Origin of the sequence: Stutzerimonas sp. FeSN7, from assembly GCF_030263795.1 — a bacterium.
GTDB classification, from domain to species: Bacteria; Pseudomonadota; Gammaproteobacteria; order Pseudomonadales; family Pseudomonadaceae; genus Stutzerimonas; species Stutzerimonas stutzeri.
The window spans coordinates 760,596-780,505 of the sequence record NZ_JARPMN010000001.1 but is presented as its reverse complement, the minus strand read 5'-3'; the positions used below and the strand labels follow the sequence as shown (position 1 = coordinate 780,505).

Below are 19,910 nucleotides of genomic sequence, written 5' to 3'. Positions count from 1 at the left end.
GCAGGGAATCTTCATGTCAGCGGTACGCATCGGCCCCTACACCTTGACGAATCGGTTGATTCTCGCGCCCATGGCGGGCGTGACCGATCAGCCGTTCCGCCAGTTGTGCCGCCGCTTCGGCGCGGCCATGGTGGTCTCGGAAATGCTCACCAGCGATGTGCGCCTGTGGAACAGCCGCAAGTCGCGGTTACGCATGCCCCATGCCGACGAACCCGAGCCACGCTCGGTGCAGATCGCCGGCGGCGACCCGCAGATGCTCGCCGAAGCGGCGCAGCGCAACGTCGAGCTGGGCGCACAGATCATCGACATCAACATGGGTTGCCCGGCAAAGAAGGTCTGCAACAAGGCCGCCGGTTCGGCGCTGATGCGCGATGAGCGGCTGGTCGCGGACATTCTCGAGGCCGTGGTCGCCGCGGTGGATGTGCCGGTGACGCTGAAGATCCGCACCGGCTGGGACCGCCAGAACAAGAATGGCGCGACCATCGCCCGCATCGCCGAACAGTCCGGCATCGCGGCGCTGGCAGTGCACGGGCGCACCCGCGCCGACCTGTATACCGGCGAGGCCGAATACGACACCATCGCCGCCATCAAGCAGGCGGTGTCGATTCCGGTGTTTGCCAACGGCGACATCGATTCGCCGCATAAGGCGGCCAGGGTGCTCCAGGTCACTGGGGCCGATGGCCTGCTGATTGGACGTGCGGCGCAGGGTCGCCCATGGATCTTTCGCGAAGTGGAGCATTATCTGCGCACCGGCGAGTTGCTCGCGGCGCCGACGCTGGGCGAGGTCGAAAGCACCCTGCTGGAACATGTTCAGGCGCTGCACGAATTCTATGGCGAGGTGATGGGAGTTCGTATCGCCCGCAAGCACGTGGGTTGGTATCTCGCAACACTGCCGGGCGCGCGGGACTTCCGCGCCCGTTTCAATCATCTGGAAGACAGGGATGCGCAAGGCTCCAGCATCCGGCAATTCTTTGCCGAACAACGCTCTGGGCCTGGCTCGGTGGATGGAACAGAGGTGGCCGCATGACGCTGTTGAATGAAACATTGGTAAGTGGAACAACATCCGTGAGTGACAACGTGAACCTCAAGCAGCACCTGAACACGCCGAGCGAAGCAGGGCAGACGTTGCGTGGCAGCGTCGAGAAGGCGCTGCACAACTATTTCGCCCGTCTTGAAGGTGCCGACGTCACGGACGTTTACAACCTCGTGCTCTCCGAAGTGGAGGCGCCGCTGCTGGAAACCGTGATGCATTACGTGAAGGGCAACCAGACCAAGGCATCCGAGCTGCTCGGCCTGAATCGCGGCACCCTGCGCAAGAAACTCAAACAGTACGACCTGCTCTGAAGCGACAGCTGGCAGACACGGTCGCCCGGTCCTGCCAGCTTCGCGGCCTCAAGCCTGTAGCCTCTAGGAACCGTCAATGACCGACCAAACCACCCGCCTTCCCGTGCGCCGCGCGCTGATCAGCGTGTCCGACAAGACCGGCGTCGTCGACTTCGCCCGTGAACTCGAAGCCCTTGGCGTCGAGATCCTGTCCACCGGTGGCACCTTCAAGCTGCTGCGCGAGAATGGCATCGCCGCCATCGAGGTCGCCGACTACACCGGCTTCCCGGAAATGATGGATGGCCGGGTGAAGACCCTGCATCCGAAGATCCACGGCGGCATCCTCGGCCGTCGTGATCTGGACGGTGCGGTCATGGCCGAGCACGGCATCGCGCCGATCGATCTGGTGGCGGTCAACCTCTACCCGTTCGCCGCCACCGTGGCCAAGCCCGGTTGCACCCTGCCGGACGCCATCGAGAATATCGATATCGGCGGCCCGACCATGGTCCGCAGCGCGGCGAAGAACCACAAGGATGTCGCCATCGTGGTCAACGCCGAGGACTACGCGGCAGTGGTCGACAACCTGAAGAACGGCGGGCTGACCTACGCCCAGCGCTTCGACCTGGCGCTCAAGGCGTTCGAACACACCGCCGGCTATGACGGCATGATCGCCAACTACCTCGGCGGCATCGACCAGAGCACCGAGCAGCTCAGCACCGACAACCGCAGCCTGTTCCCGCGCACCTACAACATGCAGTTCATCAAGGCGCAGGACATGCGCTACGGTGAGAACCCGCACCAGCAGGCCGCCTTCTACGTCGAAAAGCCGGACGAAGCCTGCGTCGCCACCGCCAGGCAGCTGCAGGGCAAGGAGCTGTCGTTCAACAACGTGGCCGACACCGACGCCGCGCTGGAATGCGTGAAGAGCTTCACCAAGCCGGCCTGCGTGATCGTCAAGCATGCCAACCCCTGTGGCGTCGCCGTCGTACCGGAAAACGAAGGCGGCATCCGCAAGGCCTATGACCTGGCCTACGCCACCGACAGCGAGTCGGCCTTCGGCGGCATCATCGCCTTCAACCGCGAGCTGGACGGCGAAACCGCCCAGGCCATCGTCGAGCGTCAATTCGTCGAGGTGATCATCGCGCCCAAGGTTTCCCAGGCAGCCCGCGATGTGGTCGCCAGCAAGGCCAACGTCCGACTGCTCGAATGCGGCGAGTGGCCGGCCGAGCGCAGTCCGGGCTGGGACTACAAGCGCGTCAACGGCGGCCTGCTGATCCAGAGCCGTGACATCGGCATGATCACCGAGGCGGACCTCAAGATCGTCACCCAGCGCGCACCGACCGAGCAGGAGATCCACGACCTGATCTTCGCCTGGAAAGTGGCCAAGTTCGTCAAGTCCAACGCCATCGTCTACGCCAAGAACCGCCAGACCGTCGGTGTCGGCGCCGGCCAGATGAGCCGCGTCAACTCCGCGCGCATCGCCGCGATCAAGGCCGAACACGCCGGTCTGCAGGTGCAGGGCGCGGTCATGGCTTCCGATGCCTTCTTCCCGTTCCGCGACGGCATCGACAACGCAGCCAAGGCCGGCATCACCGCAGTGATCCAGCCGGGTGGCTCGATGCGCGACAACGAAGTGATCGCCGCGGCCGACGAAGCCGGTATTGCCATGGTGTTCACCGGCATGCGCCACTTCCGCCACTAAAATCGGCCGCACTCGGACAGGGATCTGCGGTGTTGCCCGACTCTTCCCCCATGCTCATTGCCAGAAGGCAACTCCGCTGGGTGAAGAGTCGGGCGCCTTGCATCTACCAGCCCGATCGCGACCTCGGTATTCGTAGGGTGGATAACGCTTTGCTTATCCACCAAGCGGGCTACCGGCCCGCCTCCATTGGGAGAGAGAAATGAACGTACTGATCATCGGTAGCGGCGGCCGCGAGCATGCCCTGGCCTGGAAGGTCGCGCAGGACCCACGCGTTGCCAAAGTATACGTAGCCCCCGGCAACGCAGGCACCGCCACTGAAGCCAAGTGCGAGAACGTCGCCATCGACGTGCTGGCCATCGAGCAACTGGCGGACTTTGCCGCGGCCAACGTGCAGCTGACCATCGTCGGACCGGAAGCGCCGCTGGTCAAAGGCGTGGTCGATCTGTTCCGCTCGCGCGGGCTGGACATCTTCGGCCCCACCGCTGCCGCCGCGCAGCTGGAAGGCTCCAAGGCCTTCACCAAGGATTTCCTGGCGCGTCACGCCATCCCGACCGCCGACTATCAGAACTTCACCGAAGTCGAACCGGCGCTGGCCTATCTGCGCGAAAAGGGCGCACCGATCGTTATCAAGGCCGACGGCCTGGCGGCCGGCAAGGGCGTGATCGTCGCCATGACCCTGGCCGAAGCCGAGGACGCCGTGCGTGACATGCTCTCCGGCAATGCCTTCGGCGACGCCGGGGCGCGGGTGGTGATCGAGGAGTTCCTCGATGGCGAAGAGGCCAGCTTCATCGTCATGGTCGACGGCGAGCACGTGCTGCCGATGGCCACCAGCCAGGACCACAAGCGCGTCGGCGACGGCGACAGCGGACCGAATACCGGCGGCATGGGCGCCTATTCGCCGGCTCCGGTGGTCACTGCCGAGGTGCACCAGCGCGTGATGGACGAGGTGATCTACCCGACCGTGCGCGGCATGGCCGCCGAAGGCAACGTCTACACCGGCTTCCTTTATGCCGGGCTGATGATCGACAAGGCCGGCAAGCCTAAGGTCATCGAGTTCAACTGCCGTTTCGGCGACCCGGAAACCCAGCCGATCATGTGCCGCCTGGAGTCCAGCCTGGTGCTGCTGGTCGAGGCCGCGCTGGCCAAGGCGCTGAACAAGGTCGAAGCGACCTGGGACCCGCGACCGACCGTCGGTGTGGTGCTGGCTGCCGGCGGCTACCCGGGCGACTATGCCAAGGGCGACGTGATCGAGGGACTGGACGAAGCAGCCAAGCTGGATGGCAAGGTGTTCCACGCGGGCACCGCTTTGAATGCCGAGGGTCAGGTAGTCACTGCCGGCGGCCGCGTACTCTGTGCCACCGCTATCGGCCGTAGCGTGTCCGAGGCACAGCAGCAGGCCTACCGCCTGGCGGAAAAGATCCGCTGGAATGGCTGTTTCTACCGCAAGGACATCGGCTACCGCGCCATCACCCGCGAGCGCGGCGAGGGTTAAGCTCAGCCTGTCATCAGGAATGCGTGCGGCGCCAGGTTTTATCGCCGTCGCACGCATTACAGGCCGGCTGCGGCATGGCTATAATCCGCCGTCACACTCATGAACGGACTTCTCTAGTGGGTCGGCTCCGGATTGCCATAGCTGTCATCTTCGGCCTGCTGCTGATCAACCTGATCCCGCTGTCGGCCCAGGCTTCCATTGTCCCTTCGCCGGCCTCCGCCACGCTTTCCGCTGATTCCGTACCACAGAACTGGCGCCTGCTGATCGACCAGTCCGGCGGCCTCACGCTGGATGAAGTGGTTTCCCAGCGCGCGCTGTTCCAGCGCCTGGACAAACTTTCCTACAGCGCACCGGCCAGCGATCGGGCGGTCTGGCTGCAGGTCAGCCTGCCGCCACTGACCAAGCCCAAGTGGCTCTGGATGTTCGCACCACGCGCGCAGTATCTGGACTTCTATCTGCTGCGCGAAGGCCGGCTGGAGCGCCACACAGCGACCGGCGACATGCGCCCGATCAGCGAGCGTCCTCTGCCCAGCCGTGCCTACCTGTTCAGCCTGCCCAACGATGGCCAGCCACGTGAGGCCTACATCCGCCTGCAGTCCAGTCACCCACTGATGACCTGGTTCAAGACCATCGACGAAGCGGGACTGGTGAACCAGAACAAGCCGGCCTATCTGTTCGGTGCGCTGTTCGGCGCGCTCGCGCTGCTGGCGCTCTACAACCTGCTGCGCTTCGCCTACACCCTCAGCTACACCCATATCTGGCTCAGCCTGCTGCACGGTGCGCTGCTGAGCTGCGCCACGGCCAACCTCGGCGTGCTGGCCATATGGCTGCCTTGGCTGACCTACAGCCAGCCGCTGATCGCCGACTTCTCGGCCCTGGCCGCGAGCTGCGCCCTGCTCGGCTACACGCTGGGCTTCTTCAATCAGCGCGGGCGCACCTGGATCACCTGGCTGCTGGGCATCGAACTCAACCTGGTGCTGGCGCTGGCGGCCAGCATCCTGCTTGCTCAATGGCCCTGGTACAGCTGGCTGATCTACTCGCTGGTGCTGGCGGCGGCGTGCAGCGTGCTGGCCGTGGCGAGTTATCATTGGCGGCAAGGCTACAAACCGGCCCGTCTGGTGGTGGCCGGGACGACGCTGTTCGCGCTCGGGATGGTGTTCTTCATGCCAATGCTGCTGGGCTTCGACCAGCTCGATCCGGGCTGGCTCACCGGCGGGCTCTTCAGTCTCGCGACGCTGGCGGGGCTGCTGCTCAGCTTCGCCCTGCTCGAACGGCAGCGGCAACGGCAGTCGGACAGCCGCAGCCAGTACACCGCTGCGGCGGTCAGCACTGCCGAGCTGAAGACCAAGGCCGACTTCCTGTCGAAGATCAGCCATGAGCTGCGTACACCCATGAACGGCGTGCTGGGCATGAGCGAATTGCTGCTGGGCACCTCGCTGTCGGCCAAGCAACGCGACTACGTCCAGACGATTCACAGCTCCGGCAACGAGTTGCTCAACCTGATCAACGAGATTCTCGATATCTCCAAGCTGGAGTCCGGCCAGATCGAACTGGACGAGGTGCAGTTCGACTTCAATGCCTTGATCGAGGACTGCCTGAGCATCTTCCGCGCCAAGGCCGAGCAGCAGAAGGTCGAGCTGATCAGCTTTATCCAGCCGCAGTTGCCGCAAGTGGTCACCGGTGACCCGACCCGCCTGCGGCAGACCCTGCTGAACCTGCTGGAGAATGCCTTCAAGCAGACCGACGAAGGCGAGGTGCTGCTGATCGCGGCGGTCGACGGGCCGACGGAGAGTCCGCGACTGCGCATCACCGTACAGGACAGCGGCCGTCCGCTGGAGGCCTACGAGCGCGACGCGCTGCTCAACGCCGCGGTAGACAGCCATGACTTCCTCGCGGCGACGCGGCATGGCGGGCGGCTCGGCCTGATCATCGCGCGCCAGCTGGTCCAGCTGATGGATGGCGACTTCGGCATCCAGACCGGGGCCAGCCAAGGCAATACGCTGTGGATCAGCCTGCCACTGGCCGGCGAGGGTCTGGCGCAGAACAACGCGGACCTGGACGGCCCGCTGCAGGGCACGCGCCTGCTGATCGTCGACGACAACGACACGTGCCGCAAGGTACTGGTGCAGCAGTGCAGCGGCTGGGGCCTGGATGTGAGCGCGGTCGCCTCGGGCAAGGAAGCGCTGGCCCTGCTACGGACCAAAGCCCACCTGAAGGAGTACTTCGACGTGGTCCTGCTCGACCAGGACATGCCGGGAATGACCGGCATGCAGCTGGCGAGCAAGATCAAGGAGGACTCCAGCCTCAACCACGACATTCTGCTGATCATGCTCACCGGCATGAGTAGCGCGCCGAGCAAGATCATCGCCCGCAATGCCGGGATCAAGCGCATCCTGGCCAAACCGGTGGCCGGCTACACCCTCAAGACCACTCTGGCCGACGAACTCGCGCAACGCCAGGCAGGCAGCCAGCACCGGCCGAGCCCCACAGCGCAGCCCTTGCCTCCGCTGGAGGTCCCCAGTGACTTCCGCATCCTGGTTGCCGAGGACAACAGCATTTCCACCAAGGTCATCCGCGGCATGCTGAACAAGCTCAACCTGCAACCGGATACTGCCTGCAACGGCGAGGAAGCGCTGGAGGCGATCAAGGCTCAGCCGTACGACCTGGTGCTGATGGATTGTGAGATGCCGGTGCTCGACGGTTTCCAGGCCACGCACCAGTTGCGCGAGTGGGAAGCGCACAATGCCCGGCCGCGTACCCCGGTGGTCGCGCTCACCGCGCATATCCTCAGCGAGCACCGCGAACGTGCCCGAGAGGCCGGCATGGACGGTCACATGGCCAAGCCGGTGGAGCTGTCCCATCTGCGCGAGCTGATCGACCACTGGGTTCGCGTCAAGCAGGCCGAGCACGCCGAATGATGACGTGCCGGCGGCTCAGGATCAGGACGCCCGCGGCCTCACATCGCTGATCAGCAGCCCGCTTTCCGGTTTCGCCGGCATCCGCGACAGGTCGATCCGCAGGTCCTGTGCCGGCACTGCATAGTCCATCTCCCGAGTCAGCATACGTAGCGCGAGCTTGAGCAGTTCGATCGCCAGCCGCTCGCCCGGGCAGCGATGCCCCTGCGCGGGATCGCCACCACCCTGAGTCACGAAACTGAAGGCATCGCCCGCCCAGTCAACGAAGCGTTCCGGCTGAAAGGCCTCGGGGTCAGTCCAGCGACTCGCCTCGCGATTGGTGCCCCAGAGGTCCAGCATCACGCGCGTGCCGGCCGGGAAGTGATGGCCCTGCCAATCGAAGCCTTCCCGCACCCGCGCGGCCGTGAACGGGAAGAACGCGTGCAGCCGGCGCACCTCCTGGGCGAAAGGCTCGAGCAGTTCGTCCTCGGCGCGCAACCGTTCGCACCAGTGCGGATGCGCCAGCAACTCAAGGGCGGCGTAAGTGATGAAGTAGGCCACCGCAACCGTCGGGCGCAACAGATTGAGCAGCTCGACCGCCGCGATACGGCTGTCCAGCGGTTTGCCGTCCAGGTCCCGGTGATGCGCCACGACCATGAGTGCCCGGGTCGGGTCGCCCTGCAGCTCACCGGCACGCACCTGCTCGATCAGGTGCTGCGTCCAGGCCTCGGCCTCGCGACGAGCCTTGCGCGCCGCCAGGTGCCGGGGTCCGATGCCGCCCGCGCCGTCGATCATCTGCGCCAGCTGGTCACGGCGCAGCTCACGCTCGGCGGATGGCAACGGCACTCCGGCCCAGCGGCAGACACTGTCGGTGAGCAGCATCTGCACTTCACCGAGCAGCTGGACTTCGCCCTGTGCCTGCCATTGGCCGATCGCCTGACGCCAGCTCCGCTCGGTCAGGCCGACCAGCTCGTCGACAGCCGCGGCGTCCAGCAGCTGCAGGAACATGCGTTTGCGATGGCGATGCGCCTCGCCATCGAGCCCCTGGACGCCACCCTGTCCGAGCAGCGTCTTCTTCAGCATCCGCGGCATCGCCTGCGCGCGCTGAAAGTGGCGCTCGTCATAGAACAGGCGCGCCGCCTGCTCCCCGCTCAGGCAGATGGTGTTCTGCATCAGCAGACGCGCCTGAAAAACATTGCTGTGCAGGCGCTGGCAGCGATCGCGGATGAAGGGATAACCTTCGCCCAGCAGCGCCAGCGAACTTTCCAGATGATCATCGCGAGGAATGTCAGTCATGCCGTTCTCCAGTAGCCAGGTCTGCAATCGACAAGCTGGGGCGGGGGACGTTGCCGGAAACAAGGCCCAGTGGTCGGAAACTGAACAAAACTGGCCGGCCGCTGCCGATTACTGGACGAGTCGAAGAAACGGCCAAGGCCTCGATACGCCCATCCGAGCGCGCGCCGTTTCGTCCGAAGGAGCCATGGGATGATGACCCGCCGATGATGAAGAAGAGCGATGTCGCCTGGACCCTCGTTGGGGTCTCGGCTGTGCTGCTGTCCGGCTACTTGCTGTACCACGAGGTTCGCAATATCTCGCTGACCGAGCTGGCCGACAGCCTGCGAGCCATCGGCGCCCGGGGCTGGCTGCTCGCGGCACTGTCGACGCTGGGCGCTTATGTCGCGCTGGCCTGGTATGACCGCATTGCCATGGCCCATCTGGGCAAGACGATTTCTTGGTGGTTCATCGCGCTCTGCTCGTTCACCACCTATGCGCTGGCGCACAACATTGGCGCGTCGGTGTTCTCCGGCGCGCTGGTGCGCTATCGGGCGTATCGCAGCAAGGGCCTGACGCCGCAGGAAATCGGCATTCTGATCGTCTTCTGTTCGCTGACCTTCACCCTCGGCACGCTGCTGGCAGCCGGCGTCGTGCTGATCCTCAAGCCTCAGCTGCTCGATCGCCTGGTCCACAGCGCCGGTTGGGTGTCCCTGGCCATCGGCTGCGGGCTGCTGGCGCTGATCGCACTCTACGTTTTCGGTGCGTGGCGCCAGTTGCCGCCCTGGCGGCTGGGCAAATGGCACATTCAGTATCCGCGCCTGCCGATCGTCGGTCGGCAGCTGCTGGCCGGCCCGCTGGAACTGCTCTGTGCGGCGGCGATCATCTATTTCGCGCTACCGGCCGAACACAATCCGGGTTATCTCACGGTGCTCGGGGTGTTTCTCGCGTCCTTCTCGCTCGCGCTGCTGTCCCACGCACCCGGAGGGCTTGGCGTGCTGGAGCTGACGTTCCTTTCGGCATTGCCGGAGGTGCCCAAGGTCGACGTGCTGGCGGCACTGATCGTCTTTCGCGGCTTCTATCTGCTGCTGCCGTTCGCCCTGGCCATGGTGGTCGTGCTGGTCTTCGAATTCGACCAGTGGCGCAATCGACGCCGCGAAGCGCCGATCCGTTGAGCCGACGGCGGATCGGGAAACACTACGACACCCCATATCGACCAAGATGGTCTGGCGAAGACGCGCCACACAGGCGATCATGCAGCCCTCTTCCGACCTATCCGATGTCATGACCGAAACTGCCCATACCCGCGCCGAACATAAACCGCGCCCGCTGATCGACCTGGCCGTCAGTATCCTGATCCCCTCGCTGATCCTGATGAAACTCAGCGGCGAAGACCGCCTCGGCGCCGACGGTGCCCTGCTGCTCGCCCTGGCCTTCCCGCTGGGCTGGGGGCTCTGGGAGCTGGCCAGATATCGCAAGTTCAACTGGATCGCACTGCTCGGCCTGATCAGCGTGCTACTGACCGGCGGCATCGGCCTGCTGCAGCTGGACACCCAGTGGCTGGCGATCAAGGAAGCGGCGGTGCCGGGCATCATCGGGATCGCGGTACTGGCCTCCACGCGCACCCGCTACCCGCTCATCCGCACGCTGCTGTACAACCCCAAGGTACTCAACGTGGACAAGATCCACGAACAGCTCGAGCGCAACGGCCAGACCGAACACTTCGAGACACGCCTGTTGCGGGCTACCTACCTGCTCAGCGGCACCTTCTTCTTCTCGTCCTTCATGAACTACGTGCTGGCCAAGTGGATCGTCAACAGCCCGGCAGGCAGCGAGGCGTTCAATGCCGAACTGGGCCGCATGACGCTGCTCAGCTATCCGATGATCGCCATTCCCAGCATGCTGATGATGATGGCGATCTTCTTCTATCTCTGGCGCACCATCCACGGCCTGACTGGCCTGCGCCTTGAGGACATCATGGCTAGCGGAAGCCAGGAACAGGGCGGTAGCAAGTAAACGAAAAAAAGGGCCGCCCGGCACGCGCCGAGCAGCCCTTTTAAAGCCCCGTCCCGTCAGAACAGCAGCTTGAAGATCCCGATCACCACGATCAGGCCGATGATGAAGATGATGCCCGCGGTTCCGCCAATGAATTTCAGCATGCCGTTCTCTCCCGTTTTTCCAAGTCTGTGATTTTGTGACAGCCCTGGCTCCAGGCCGTTCGACGAAATCCGACCGGGGTAGACGGGGACGGCGCCGTCAGCCTGCGGCCAGCAGCATCCAGAGCGGCAGGCTGACCGCCGCCGCCACGGTGGAAAGGAAGACCGTCGAGCTGACCGCGCGGGTGTCGTCGGAATGTTTCACGAAGGCCAGCACATTGACCCCGCTGGGGCAGGCGGCAAGCAGCACCAGCACGTTTCGCGCATCCTGATTCAGCCCCGGCAGCATACCGCTCAGCCACCAGACAAGGGCCGGGAACAGCGCCAGCTTGATTAGGGTCAGCAGCAGTACCGAAGCGCTTGGCCGCAGCCGATAACGCGACAGACTGATGCCCAGCACCATCAGCGCGCAGGGCAGCGCCGCCTGCGCCAGCCAACCGGCGATTCGCCAGAGCGGCTCGGGCAGTTCCAGGCCGGAGAGATTCAGCAGAGCCCCCAGCAGCAGGCCGACGATCAGCGGGTTGGCCAGGTTCTTCAACAACGCTGGAACACTGACCTTGTCGCCATCACCGAGCGCCGCATAGAAGCTCTGCAGCGAAAACAGCACCAGGCTGTGGAACACCAGGATGGCGAACACGTATACCAGGCTCTCGGCGCCGAGCAGCGTCGTCACCAGCGGGATGCCGACCAGCACATTGTTCGAGTAGGCGGCCGTGAGACCAAGCGGCGTGGCCCGCCCGGCGCGGCGGTGAGCGACCAGGTTGACCAACAGGAAAACCAGCAGCACCGGCACGAAGTAGCCCAGCAGGAGCATCGGCGACATGCCATCGCTCAGCTCGGCGCGCGCGATACCGGTGAACAACACCGCTGGCATGAACAGCTTGAAGGTGACGCTGGCCAGCCCGGCAGCACCTTCATTGGTTAGCCACTGACGCCAACCGAACAGATATCCAAGCGTGATCAGACCGAAGATCGGCAGGATCGCCAATACCACTACCATGTGCCCTCCGAGAGCCGAACGTCAGGCCACGCCTTGGCGCGGGGGGCGCAAGAATACACGCTGGGCAGGAAGATCGCACCGGCGGTCCGAGTACCGCCACCGGGTCAGGCGCGGAAGGTCCGCTCCCGCTTGACCGCATTTGCCTCCTGCTGGCGCAGAATTGCCAGCACATCGGCCAGGTCTTCCTGCCAGCGGTGCGGGGCAAGACCGAACGCTGCCTCGAATCGACTGCAATCGAGCACGGACCAGGCCGGTCGCCTGGCCGGCGTCGGATATTGCGCCGTCATGATCGGCGATACCTCGGGCTGCCTGGCGATCAGCCCGGCCGCTTCACCTTGACGGAAGATTTCCACGGCGAAGTCGTACCAGGAGCAGGCAGGCGCGCCGCTGTAGTGGTAGACGCCCCAGGCGAGTTCCGCACCGTCCGCATAGCGCCGGGCCAGCTCGAGCAGCACCGAGGCGATGCTGCCGGCCTGAGTCGGACAGCCGATCTGGTCGCTCACCACACCCAGCGCATCACGCTGGCGCGCCAGGCGCAGCATGGTCTTGACGAAGTTATGCCCATGTACGCCATACACCCAGCTGGTGCGCAGGATCAGATGAGCCGGCAGACAGCTGCGGATCGCCTCTTCACCGGCCAGTTTACTCGCGCCGTAGACGCCGGTCGGACCGGTCTCGTCGCTTTCGGTATAAGGCCGGGTGGCTTTGCCCGAGAACACGTAGTCGGTGGAAATGTGAAACAGCGGAACACCCGCGTGCTTGGCAGCCTCGGCCAGGTGACGCGGACCGTCGCGATTGACCGCATACGCCTGCTCGCCATGGGACTCGGCATTATCCACATGGGTATAGGCGGCCGCGTTGATGATCAGCTCGGGACGCTGACGCATCGCGTCGGCCACTTGCTCAGGCTTGGCGATGTCCAGCTGTGCCCGCGCCGGGGCCAGCACATCCAGTCCGAAACGTGACGCCCGCTCCACCAGCTCACGACCAACTTGGCCACCAGCACCGCAAACGAGGATTCGCATTCTTTGTCGCCTCATCGACGACGTTCGCGGCCAGCGCGAACGTCCGAAAATGGTTCTAGCCACGGCATCACGCACGCGTGCGCGGTGTCGCCGCAGGTTCCATCGAAACAGGCAGGAGCGCATCTTGACGCCGGCTCAAGCGGCGGAGCAGAGCCTGCCCGTGCATGATGGATGTGGTTTCCAGCCACGTTGAGGCCAGACGAAAGGCACTTTGTTCCCGGCCGGATAGAATTTTTTTCCACGTCCCGGCTGCCGACCTTCAGAGCAACACCGGCAAACGTGCGCCGACCCGAAGCTCCACGGGGGACAGCTCGACCCCATAGGCAAGCACCTCGACACCTGCCGCCACCGCGTCGCGCAGCGCCGCGGCGTAACCCGGATCGATCTCCTCGGCCGGACGGACCGCGTCCACGCCGCTCAGATTGACGCAGTACAGTTGCACCGCGCGCACCCCCGCGCGCGCCAGCGCCGCCAGTTCGCGCAGATGCCGTGCACCGCGCAGCGTCACGGCATCAGGGAACGCCGCCACTGCTGTGTCGGCGAACCCCAGGGTGACGCTCTTGACCTCAACGTAGGCCGGCCCGCCGTCGAACTCGAGGCGAAAGTCCACGCGACTGTTCTCCACGCCATAGGCCACTTCGCGCTTGAGCGCCGAGAAGCCGGCCAGCTCGGCGATCTGTCCGCCCAGCAATGCTTCCTCGACCAGAGGATTGGCGCGCGCGGTGTTCACGCAGGCCAATCGTCCCTGCGGCGTCTCCACCAGCTCCCAGGTGCCGGGCAGCTTGCGTCGAGGATCGCTGCTGCGCTGGAACCACACCCGCGCGCCCTCGCTCATGCAGTTGAGCATCGAGCCGGTGTTGGGACAGTGGATGCACATCGCCTCGCCCTCGTCGGTGACGATATCGGCGAGAAAGCGCTTGTAGCGCCTGACCAGACGGCCCCGCTCCAGCGGTTGCGCGAAGCGCATCAGGGCCGCCAGCTACGCAGGCCGCAGGCGATGCGCTCGACGGCCTGTTCCAGGCGCGGCAGATCCTGCGTGTAGGCGAAGCGCACATGATGGCCGGCCTGGTGACGGCCAAAGTCCAGTCCCGGCGTGATGGCGACGTACTCCGTTTCCAGCATGTGCTGGCAGAACCCATAGGCGTCGCCACCGAAGGCGCTGATGTCTGCATACAGATAGAAGGCTCCCTGCGGCTCGACCGCGATGCCGAAGCCCAGCTCGCGCAGGGCTGGCAGCAGGAAGTCCCGACGCCGGGCAAACTCGCCGCGACGCGCCTCGAGGATCTCCAGCGTCGCCGGCTCGAAACAGGCCAGCGCCGCATGCTGGGCCATGCTTGGCGCGCTGATGTATAGGTTCTGTGCCAGCTTTTCCAGCTCGGGCACGGCCGCTGGCGGTGCCACCAGCCAGCCCAGGCGCCAGCCGGTCATGCCGAAGTACTTGGAAAAGCTGTTGAGCACGAAGGCCTCGTCATCGACTTCCAGCACGCTGGCCGCATCCGTGCCGTAGGTCAGCCCGTGATAGATCTCGTCGACCACCAGGTGGCCGCCGCGCTCCTTCAGCGCCGCCGAAAGAGCGGCCAGTTCGGGCCGCTCGAGCAGCGTCCCGGTGGGGTTGGCCGGCGATGCCACCAACGCGCCAACGCTGTCGCGATCCCAATAGCGCTCGACCAGTTCAGGGGTCAGCTGATAGCGCATCTCAGGGCCGACCGGCACGAGCTGCGCGGCGCCTTCCACCAGTCGCAGGAAGTGCCGGTTGCACGGATAACCCGGATCGGCCAGCAGCCAGTGCTTGCCCGGATCCACCAGCAGGCTGGAGGCCAGCAGCAGGGCACCGGAGCCGCCGGGAGTAATCAGGATCCGTTCGGGGTCAATGCTTAATCGATAGCGTTGGGCATAGAAGCCGGCAATCGCCTCGCGCAGCTGTGGCAGGCCACGGGCGGAAGTGTAGCGGGTGTGCCCGGCCGCTAGCGCGGCCTGTCCCGCGGCGACGATGGGCGCGGCGGTGGTGAAGTCCGGTTCGCCGATTTCCAGGTGAATGACGTCGTGGCCTTGAACTTGGAGCTGATTGGCCCGCTCCAACAGCGCCATGACGTGGAAAGGTTCGATTGCGCGACTGCGTGCGCTGTACGACGAGGTCATCTGACCTTCCTGTTGAGAACAAAACGTGAATTCTACCCAAGGTCCCGAAGCCGCTGCAGCCACTGTTGGAAAGGGGAGTAGCGCACCCCGAGCCGATCTGGTAAGTTCGCCCGCTTGCAGCCGCAGGGCCGGCACGGGCCGGCAAGGGACAAATCATCCTGCGCAATGGACATAGCGAGAGGCGTTCATCCATGCCCATTACCAAAGAAACACCGTCGAGCAAGCAACTGATTCGCGCCTTCGAGCCCTACAAGGAAAGCCAGGGCGAGGAATACATGAGCGACAAGATGCGCGCCCACTTCACCGGCATCCTGAACAAGTGGAAGCAGGAGCTGATGGAAGAGGTCGATCGCACCGTGCACCACATGCAGGACGAAGCTGCCAACTTCCCGGATCCGGCCGACCGCGCCAGTCAGGAAGAAGAGTTCAGCCTGGAACTGCGCGCCCGCGACCGCGAGCGCAAGCTGATCAAGAAGATCGACGAGACGCTGCAGCTGATCGAAGACAACGAATACGGCTGGTGCGATTCCTGCGGTGTCGAAATCGGCATCCGTCGCCTGGAAGCGCGCCCCACCGCCACCCTCTGCATCGATTGCAAGACGCTGGCGGAGATCAAGGAAAAGCAGATCGGTTCCTGATCCCGAACGGGGCGCTACGGCGCCCCGCTTCATTTCCAGGCCCTGCACCGTTTCATCCGCCTCGCCATCACCGATCGCGCCGGCCCGCCATGTCCTCCTCCGCTCCGCCCCAGCCCGCACGCTACATCGGTCGCTTTGCACCGACCCCCAGCGGCTACCTGCACTTCGGCTCGCTGATCGCGGCCCTCGCTTCCTATCTCGACGCCCGTTCGGTCGGCGGCCTTTGGTTGCTGCGCATGGAAGACATCGATCCGCCACGGGAGATGCCCGGCGCCCAGCGGACCATCGTCGAGACGCTGCAGAGCTACGGCTTCGAATGGGACGGCGACATGCTGCGCCAGAGCGAACGTCACGCTGCGTATCGGGACGCCATCGAACGGCTGCTGGATGAAGGCCTGGCGTATGCGTGCACCTGCTCGCGCAAGCAGCTCGAAGGCTACCCGGGCCCCTACCCCGGTTTCTGCCGCGCCGCCGGCCGCAGCCTTGAGGATGCTGCCATCCGCCTGCGCGTACCCGATCGTGAATACGTCTTCATCGATCGTGTGCAAGGCGAGTTCCGCCAGCATCTGGGCCGCGAGGTCGGCGATTTTGTCATTCGCCGCCGCGACGGCCTGATTGCCTATCAGCTGGCCGTGGTGCTGGATGACGCCTGGCAGGGCGTCACCGATGTGGTGCGCGGCGCCGACCTGCTCGATTCGACGCCGCGCCAGCTTTATCTGCAGGAAGTCCTCGGCCTGCCACAACCACGCTACCTGCACCTGCCGCTGATCATCCAGCCGGACGGACACAAGCTCGGCAAGAGCTATCGCTCGCCACCGCTCCAAGCCCAGGAGGCCAGCCCGCTGCTGCTTCGCGCGCTGCGTGCCCTTGGCCAGCAACCGCCAGCGGAACTGGACGGCGCGCTGCCAGCGGACATTCTCGGCTGGGCCGTTGCCCACTGGAATGCAGCACGCATCCCGCGGGTCCGCACCCTCGCCGAAGCCCAGCTGCGCTGAGCCACGCATGGATCGAACCACCCGAGGCGAGCTTTTGCCTGCCGCTGGTGGCTTGCCGCGTGCCGCTGCTCTACCATCGCCCTCACTTCCGACACGAGACCCGGCATGTATATCTACCGACTGGTGCTGCTCCTGGTGGTGGGGATCTACCTGTTCTCCCCCGCCATCATGGACTGGTGGATCGACCCCAACGGTGCCTGGTATCGGCCCTATCTGCTGTGGCTGATCCTGATCGTGGTGACCTTCATTCTCCAGAGCCAGCGTGATGCAGACGAGCTTTAGCCTGAGCCACCTGATCCTGATCAGCGCCGCCTACCTGTTCATGCTGTTCGGCGTGGCCTGGGTCAGCGATCGCGGGCTGATCCCGCGCTGGATCATCCGCCACCCGCTGACCTACACCCTCTCGCTCGGCGTCTACGCCAGCGCCTGGGCCTTCTATGGCACCGTGGGCCTGGCCTACCAGTATGGCTATGGGTTTCTCGCCACCTATCTCGGCGTGTGCGGCGCCTTTCTGCTGGCGCCGGTGCTGCTCTACCCGATCCTGCGCATCACTCGTACCTATCAGCTGTCGTCGCTGGCCGACCTGGTGGCCTTCCGCTTCCGCAGCACCTGGAGCGGCGCGCTGACCACCATCGTCATGCTGATCGGCATGCTGCCGCTGCTGGCCCTGCAGATCCAGGCGGTCGCCGACGCCATCGGCATCCTGACTCTCGAACCGCTGCAGGAGCGCGTGGCGCTGGGCTACTGCCTGATGATCATGCTGTTCACCATCCTCTTCGGTGCCCGCCACATCGCCACGCGGGAGAAGCACGAAGGGCTGGTGTTCGCCATCGCCTTCGAATCGATCGTCAAGCTGGTGACCTTTGGTGCCATCGGCCTGTACGCCCTTTACGTGGTCTTCGGCGGCCCGCACCAGCTGGAGATCTGGCTGCTGCAGAATCAGTCGGCGCTGCAGGCGTTGCACACGCCGCTGCAGGAAGGCCCGTGGCGCACCCTGCTGCTGGTGTTCTTCGCCTCGGCCATCGTCATGCCACACATGTATCACATGACGTTCACCGAGAACCTCAACCCGCGCGGGCTGGTCAGCGCCAGCTGGGGATTGCCGCTGTACCTGCTGCTGATGAGTTTGGCCGTGCCGCTGATCCTCTGGGCCGGCCTTAAGCTGGGCGTCAGCACCAACCCCGAATACTTCACCCTCGGCCTCGGCCTCACCGCACAGAGCGAAACCCTGGCGCTGCTGGCCTTCGTCGGCGGGCTGTCGGCCTCCAGCGGGCTGATCATCGTCAGCACCCTGGCGCTGTCCGGCATGGCGCTCAACCATCTGGTGCTGCCGCTCTATCAACCCTCCAGCGAGGGCAACATCTACCGCTGGCTGAAATGGACCAGACGCAGCCTGATCTTCGCCATCATCCTGGCCGGTTACGGGTTCTACCTGCTGCTCGGCGCCGAGCAGGACCTGTCCAACCTGGGCATCGTCGCCTTCGTTGCCACCCTGCAGTTCCTGCCGGGCGTGCTCTCGGTGCTCTACTGGCCGACCGCCAACCGCCGCGGCTACATAGCCGGCCTGCTGGCCGGCATCGGCGTCTGGATGGTGACCATGCTGCTGCCCCTGGTGGGCAATCTGGATGGTTTCTACATCCCGCTGTTCAACGTGGTCTACGTACTCGACGACACCAGCTGGCACTTGGCGGCAATCGCTTCGCTGGCGGTCAACGTGCTGGCCTTCTCGCTGTTCTCGATCTTCAGCGTGACCAGCCCTGAGGAGCAGAGCGCCGCCGAGGCCTGCGCGGTGGAAAACGTGCGCCGGCCGCAGCGGCGTGAACTGATGGCCGCCTCGCCACAGGAGTTCGCCACCCAGCTGGCCAAGCCCCTGGGCGCCAAGACCGCGCAGCGCGAAGTGGAGCAGGCACTGCGCGATCTGCAGCTGCCGTTCGACGAGCACCGCCCCTATGCCCTGCGCCGCCTGCGTGATCGCATCGAAGCCAACCTGTCCGGGCTGATGGGGCCCAGCGTGGCCCAGGATATCGTCGAGAACTTCCTGCCGTACAAGAACGGCGCCGAGGGCTACATCACCGAAGACATCCACTTCATCGAGAACCGCCTGGAGGAGTATCACTCGCGCCTGACCGGCCTGGCCGCCGAACTCGACGCGCTGCGCCGCTATCACCGGCAGACGCTGCAGGAGCTGCCCATGGGGGTCTGCTCGCTGGCCAAGGATCAGGAAATTCTCATGTGGAATCGCGCCCTCGAAGAGCTGACCGAAATTCCCGCGCTGCAGGTCGTCGGCTCGCGCCTGTCGACCATCGCCGAACCCTGGCGCAGCCTGCTGGGCGACTTCATCGAGCAGCCCGACGAACACCTGCACAAGCAGCGCCTGGCGCACAACGGCCATCGCCGCTGCCTCAATCTGCACAAGGCAGCCATCGCCGAGCCGCTGGCGCCCGGTAACAGCGGCCTGGTCCTGTTGGTCGAGGACCTGACCGAGACCCAGCAGCTGGAAGACCGCCTGGTGCATTCCGAGCGTCTGGCCAGCATCGGCCGCCTGGCCGCCGGCGTGGCGCACGAAATCGGCAACCCGATCACCGGCATCGCCTGTCTGGCGCAGAACCTGCGGGACGAGCGCGAAGGCGACGGCGAGATCGTCGAAATCAGCGCGCAGATCATCGAGCAGACCAAGCGCGTGTCGCACATCGTGCAGTCGCTGATGAGCTTCGCCCATGCCGGCGAACGCCAGCACCAGCTCTATCCGGTGAGCCTGGCACAGGTCACCCAGGACGCCATCGGCCTGCTCTCGCTCAACCGCAACCGCACCGAGGTGCAGTTCCTCAACCTGTGCCATCCCGATCATGTGGCCGAGGGGGACCCGCAACGCCTGGCGCAGGTGCTGATCAACCTGCTGTCCAACGCCCGCGACGCATCGCCGCCCGGTGGCGTGATCCGGGTGACCAGCGAAGTGGCCGAGCAGACGGTCTATCTGACCGTGGAGGACGAAGGCAGCGGCATTCCGAAAGAGATCCAGGACCGCCTGTTCGAGCCGTTCTTCACCACCAAGGACCCGGGCGAAGGCACGGGCCTGGGCCTCGCGCTGGTCTATTCGATCATTGAAGAGCATTATGGCCAGATCGATATCGACAGCCCGGCTGACCCGGAAACGCAACGCGGCACCCGTTTTCGCATCACCCTGCCGCGGCATGTCGAAGCGTCACACGCCGTAAGTTGAAGAGGCGACTGCCGTACCGGCCCGGCGCCGGTTCTGCCTCCAGACCGTCGAGAG

At 64.9% G+C, this 19,910-nt stretch carries 17 protein-coding genes; 11 read left to right on the top strand and 6 right to left on the bottom strand.

Annotated elements, in window-relative coordinates:
- Positions 1 to 13: 13 nt before the first annotated feature.
- The 5 genes from dusB to P5703_RS03500 all read left to right on the top strand — a co-directional run bounded on the left by dusB (position 14) and on the right by P5703_RS03500 (position 7,435).
- A complete protein-coding gene (gene dusB / locus P5703_RS03520; protein WP_013983847.1) occupies positions 14 to 1,027 on the top strand; it encodes a tRNA dihydrouridine synthase DusB in 1,014 nt (337 codons plus the stop codon).
- Positions 1,024 to 1,344: a DNA-binding transcriptional regulator Fis gene (gene fis / locus P5703_RS03515; protein ID WP_003279911.1), complete on the top strand. Its 321-nt coding sequence runs from the start codon at positions 1,024 to 1,026 to the stop codon at positions 1,342 to 1,344. Before dusB ends, fis begins: the two co-directional genes overlap by 4 nt.
- A gap of 76 nt (positions 1,345 to 1,420) precedes the next feature.
- Positions 1,421 to 3,025 carry a bifunctional phosphoribosylaminoimidazolecarboxamide formyltransferase/IMP cyclohydrolase gene (purH, locus tag P5703_RS03510; RefSeq protein WP_011914342.1) on the top strand — a complete coding sequence of 535 codons (1,605 nt, stop codon included), beginning with the start codon at positions 1,421 to 1,423 and terminating at the stop codon, positions 3,023 to 3,025.
- A 199-nt stretch (positions 3,026 to 3,224) separates the two neighbouring features.
- Positions 3,225 to 4,517, top strand: coding sequence for a phosphoribosylamine--glycine ligase (purD, locus tag P5703_RS03505; RefSeq protein WP_013983849.1), 1,293 nt, complete (start codon positions 3,225 to 3,227; stop codon positions 4,515 to 4,517).
- A 116-nt stretch (positions 4,518 to 4,633) separates the two neighbouring features.
- The gene (locus tag P5703_RS03500; RefSeq protein WP_049341053.1) at positions 4,634 to 7,435 is read left to right on the top strand and encodes a hybrid sensor histidine kinase/response regulator; all 2,802 of its coding nucleotides are present in this window, start codon (positions 4,634 to 4,636) and stop codon (positions 7,433 to 7,435) included.
- A 21-nt stretch (positions 7,436 to 7,456) separates the two neighbouring features.
- Here the strand turns inward: P5703_RS03500 and P5703_RS03495 are convergent, their stop codons facing one another.
- Positions 7,457 to 8,707, bottom strand: coding sequence for a cytochrome P450 (locus P5703_RS03495; protein WP_013983851.1), 1,251 nt, complete (start codon positions 8,705 to 8,707; stop codon positions 7,457 to 7,459).
- A gap of 203 nt (positions 8,708 to 8,910) precedes the next feature.
- Here P5703_RS03495 and P5703_RS03490 point away from each other — a divergent pair, with 203 nt between their 5' ends.
- Positions 8,911 to 9,858 carry a lysylphosphatidylglycerol synthase transmembrane domain-containing protein gene (locus P5703_RS03490; protein ID WP_013983852.1) on the top strand — a complete coding sequence of 316 codons (948 nt, stop codon included), beginning with the start codon at positions 8,911 to 8,913 and terminating at the stop codon, positions 9,856 to 9,858.
- Positions 9,859 to 9,967: 109 nt separating this feature from the next.
- On the top strand, positions 9,968 to 10,699 hold the full coding sequence (locus tag P5703_RS03485) for a VC0807 family protein (RefSeq protein ID WP_285590059.1): 732 nt from the start codon (positions 9,968 to 9,970) through the stop codon (positions 10,697 to 10,699).
- 56 nt (positions 10,700 to 10,755) lie between these two features.
- On the opposite strand, the gene P5703_RS24000 is transcribed toward P5703_RS03485, so the two are convergent.
- The 5 genes from P5703_RS24000 to P5703_RS03465 form a co-directional block, all read right to left on the bottom strand.
- The gene (locus tag P5703_RS24000) at positions 10,756 to 10,842 is read right to left on the bottom strand and encodes a small membrane protein YohP (protein ID WP_443977743.1); all 87 of its coding nucleotides are present in this window, start codon (positions 10,840 to 10,842) and stop codon (positions 10,756 to 10,758) included.
- 97 nt (positions 10,843 to 10,939) lie between these two features.
- Positions 10,940 to 11,839 carry an AEC family transporter gene (locus P5703_RS03480; protein WP_011914348.1) on the bottom strand — a complete coding sequence of 300 codons (900 nt, stop codon included), beginning with the start codon at positions 11,837 to 11,839 and terminating at the stop codon, positions 10,940 to 10,942.
- A gap of 104 nt (positions 11,840 to 11,943) precedes the next feature.
- A complete protein-coding gene (gene rfbD / locus P5703_RS03475) occupies positions 11,944 to 12,864 on the bottom strand; it encodes a dTDP-4-dehydrorhamnose reductase (protein WP_013983855.1) in 921 nt (306 codons plus the stop codon).
- Positions 12,865 to 13,123: 259 nt separating this feature from the next.
- Complete coding sequence (sfsA, locus tag P5703_RS03470; protein ID WP_013983856.1) at positions 13,124 to 13,831, bottom strand: DNA/RNA nuclease SfsA; 708 nt, start codon at positions 13,829 to 13,831, stop codon at positions 13,124 to 13,126.
- On the bottom strand, positions 13,831 to 15,003 hold the full coding sequence (locus tag P5703_RS03465) for a pyridoxal phosphate-dependent aminotransferase (protein ID WP_013983857.1): 1,173 nt from the start codon (positions 15,001 to 15,003) through the stop codon (positions 13,831 to 13,833). The genes sfsA and P5703_RS03465 overlap by 1 nt, the downstream gene beginning before the upstream one ends.
- 191 nt (positions 15,004 to 15,194) lie before the next feature.
- On the opposite strand from P5703_RS03465, the gene dksA reads away from it, so the two are divergent.
- The 4 genes from dksA (at position 15,195) to P5703_RS03445 (ending at position 19,856) form a co-directional block, all read left to right on the top strand.
- A complete protein-coding gene (gene dksA / locus P5703_RS03460) occupies positions 15,195 to 15,641 on the top strand; it encodes an RNA polymerase-binding protein DksA (RefSeq protein ID WP_013983858.1) in 447 nt (148 codons plus the stop codon).
- Between the two features lie 89 nt (positions 15,642 to 15,730).
- The gene (gene gluQRS / locus P5703_RS03455; RefSeq protein ID WP_014597577.1) at positions 15,731 to 16,636 is read left to right on the top strand and encodes a tRNA glutamyl-Q(34) synthetase GluQRS; all 906 of its coding nucleotides are present in this window, start codon (positions 15,731 to 15,733) and stop codon (positions 16,634 to 16,636) included.
- A 105-nt stretch (positions 16,637 to 16,741) separates the two neighbouring features.
- Positions 16,742 to 16,918, top strand: coding sequence for a hypothetical protein (locus tag P5703_RS03450; RefSeq protein WP_003095129.1), 177 nt, complete (start codon positions 16,742 to 16,744; stop codon positions 16,916 to 16,918).
- Positions 16,902 to 19,856 carry a sensor histidine kinase gene (locus P5703_RS03445; RefSeq protein WP_125921211.1) on the top strand — a complete coding sequence of 985 codons (2,955 nt, stop codon included), beginning with the start codon at positions 16,902 to 16,904 and terminating at the stop codon, positions 19,854 to 19,856. The genes P5703_RS03450 and P5703_RS03445 overlap by 17 nt, the downstream gene beginning before the upstream one ends.
- Positions 19,857 to 19,910 lie beyond the last annotated feature (54 nt).

Coding starts and splice junctions, on each gene's coding strand:
- dusB (WP_013983847.1), top strand. CDS start 14: ATGTCAGCGGTACGCATCGGCCCCTACACCTTGACGAATCGGTTGATT.
- P5703_RS03485 (WP_285590059.1), top strand. CDS start 9,968: ATGACCGAAACTGCCCATACCCGCGCCGAACATAAACCGCGCCCGCTG.
- P5703_RS03445 (WP_125921211.1), top strand. CDS start 16,902: ATGCAGACGAGCTTTAGCCTGAGCCACCTGATCCTGATCAGCGCCGCC.
- dksA (WP_013983858.1), top strand. CDS start 15,195: ATGCCCATTACCAAAGAAACACCGTCGAGCAAGCAACTGATTCGCGCC.
- rfbD (WP_013983855.1), bottom strand. CDS start 12,864: ATGCGAATCCTCGTTTGCGGTGCTGGTGGCCAAGTTGGTCGTGAGCTG.
- P5703_RS03465 (WP_013983857.1), bottom strand. CDS start 15,003: ATGACCTCGTCGTACAGCGCACGCAGTCGCGCAATCGAACCTTTCCAC.
- P5703_RS24000 (WP_443977743.1), bottom strand. CDS start 10,842: ATGCTGAAATTCATTGGCGGAACCGCGGGCATCATCTTCATCATCGGC.
- purD (WP_013983849.1), top strand. CDS start 3,225: ATGAACGTACTGATCATCGGTAGCGGCGGCCGCGAGCATGCCCTGGCC.
- P5703_RS03450 (WP_003095129.1), top strand. CDS start 16,742: ATGTATATCTACCGACTGGTGCTGCTCCTGGTGGTGGGGATCTACCTG.
- fis (WP_003279911.1), top strand. CDS start 1,024: ATGACGCTGTTGAATGAAACATTGGTAAGTGGAACAACATCCGTGAGT.
- purH (WP_011914342.1), top strand. CDS start 1,421: ATGACCGACCAAACCACCCGCCTTCCCGTGCGCCGCGCGCTGATCAGC.
- sfsA (WP_013983856.1), bottom strand. CDS start 13,831: ATGCGCTTCGCGCAACCGCTGGAGCGGGGCCGTCTGGTCAGGCGCTAC.
- P5703_RS03490 (WP_013983852.1), top strand. CDS start 8,911: ATGATGAAGAAGAGCGATGTCGCCTGGACCCTCGTTGGGGTCTCGGCT.
- P5703_RS03480 (WP_011914348.1), bottom strand. CDS start 11,839: ATGGTAGTGGTATTGGCGATCCTGCCGATCTTCGGTCTGATCACGCTT.
- gluQRS (WP_014597577.1), top strand. CDS start 15,731: ATGTCCTCCTCCGCTCCGCCCCAGCCCGCACGCTACATCGGTCGCTTT.
- P5703_RS03495 (WP_013983851.1), bottom strand. CDS start 8,707: ATGACTGACATTCCTCGCGATGATCATCTGGAAAGTTCGCTGGCGCTG.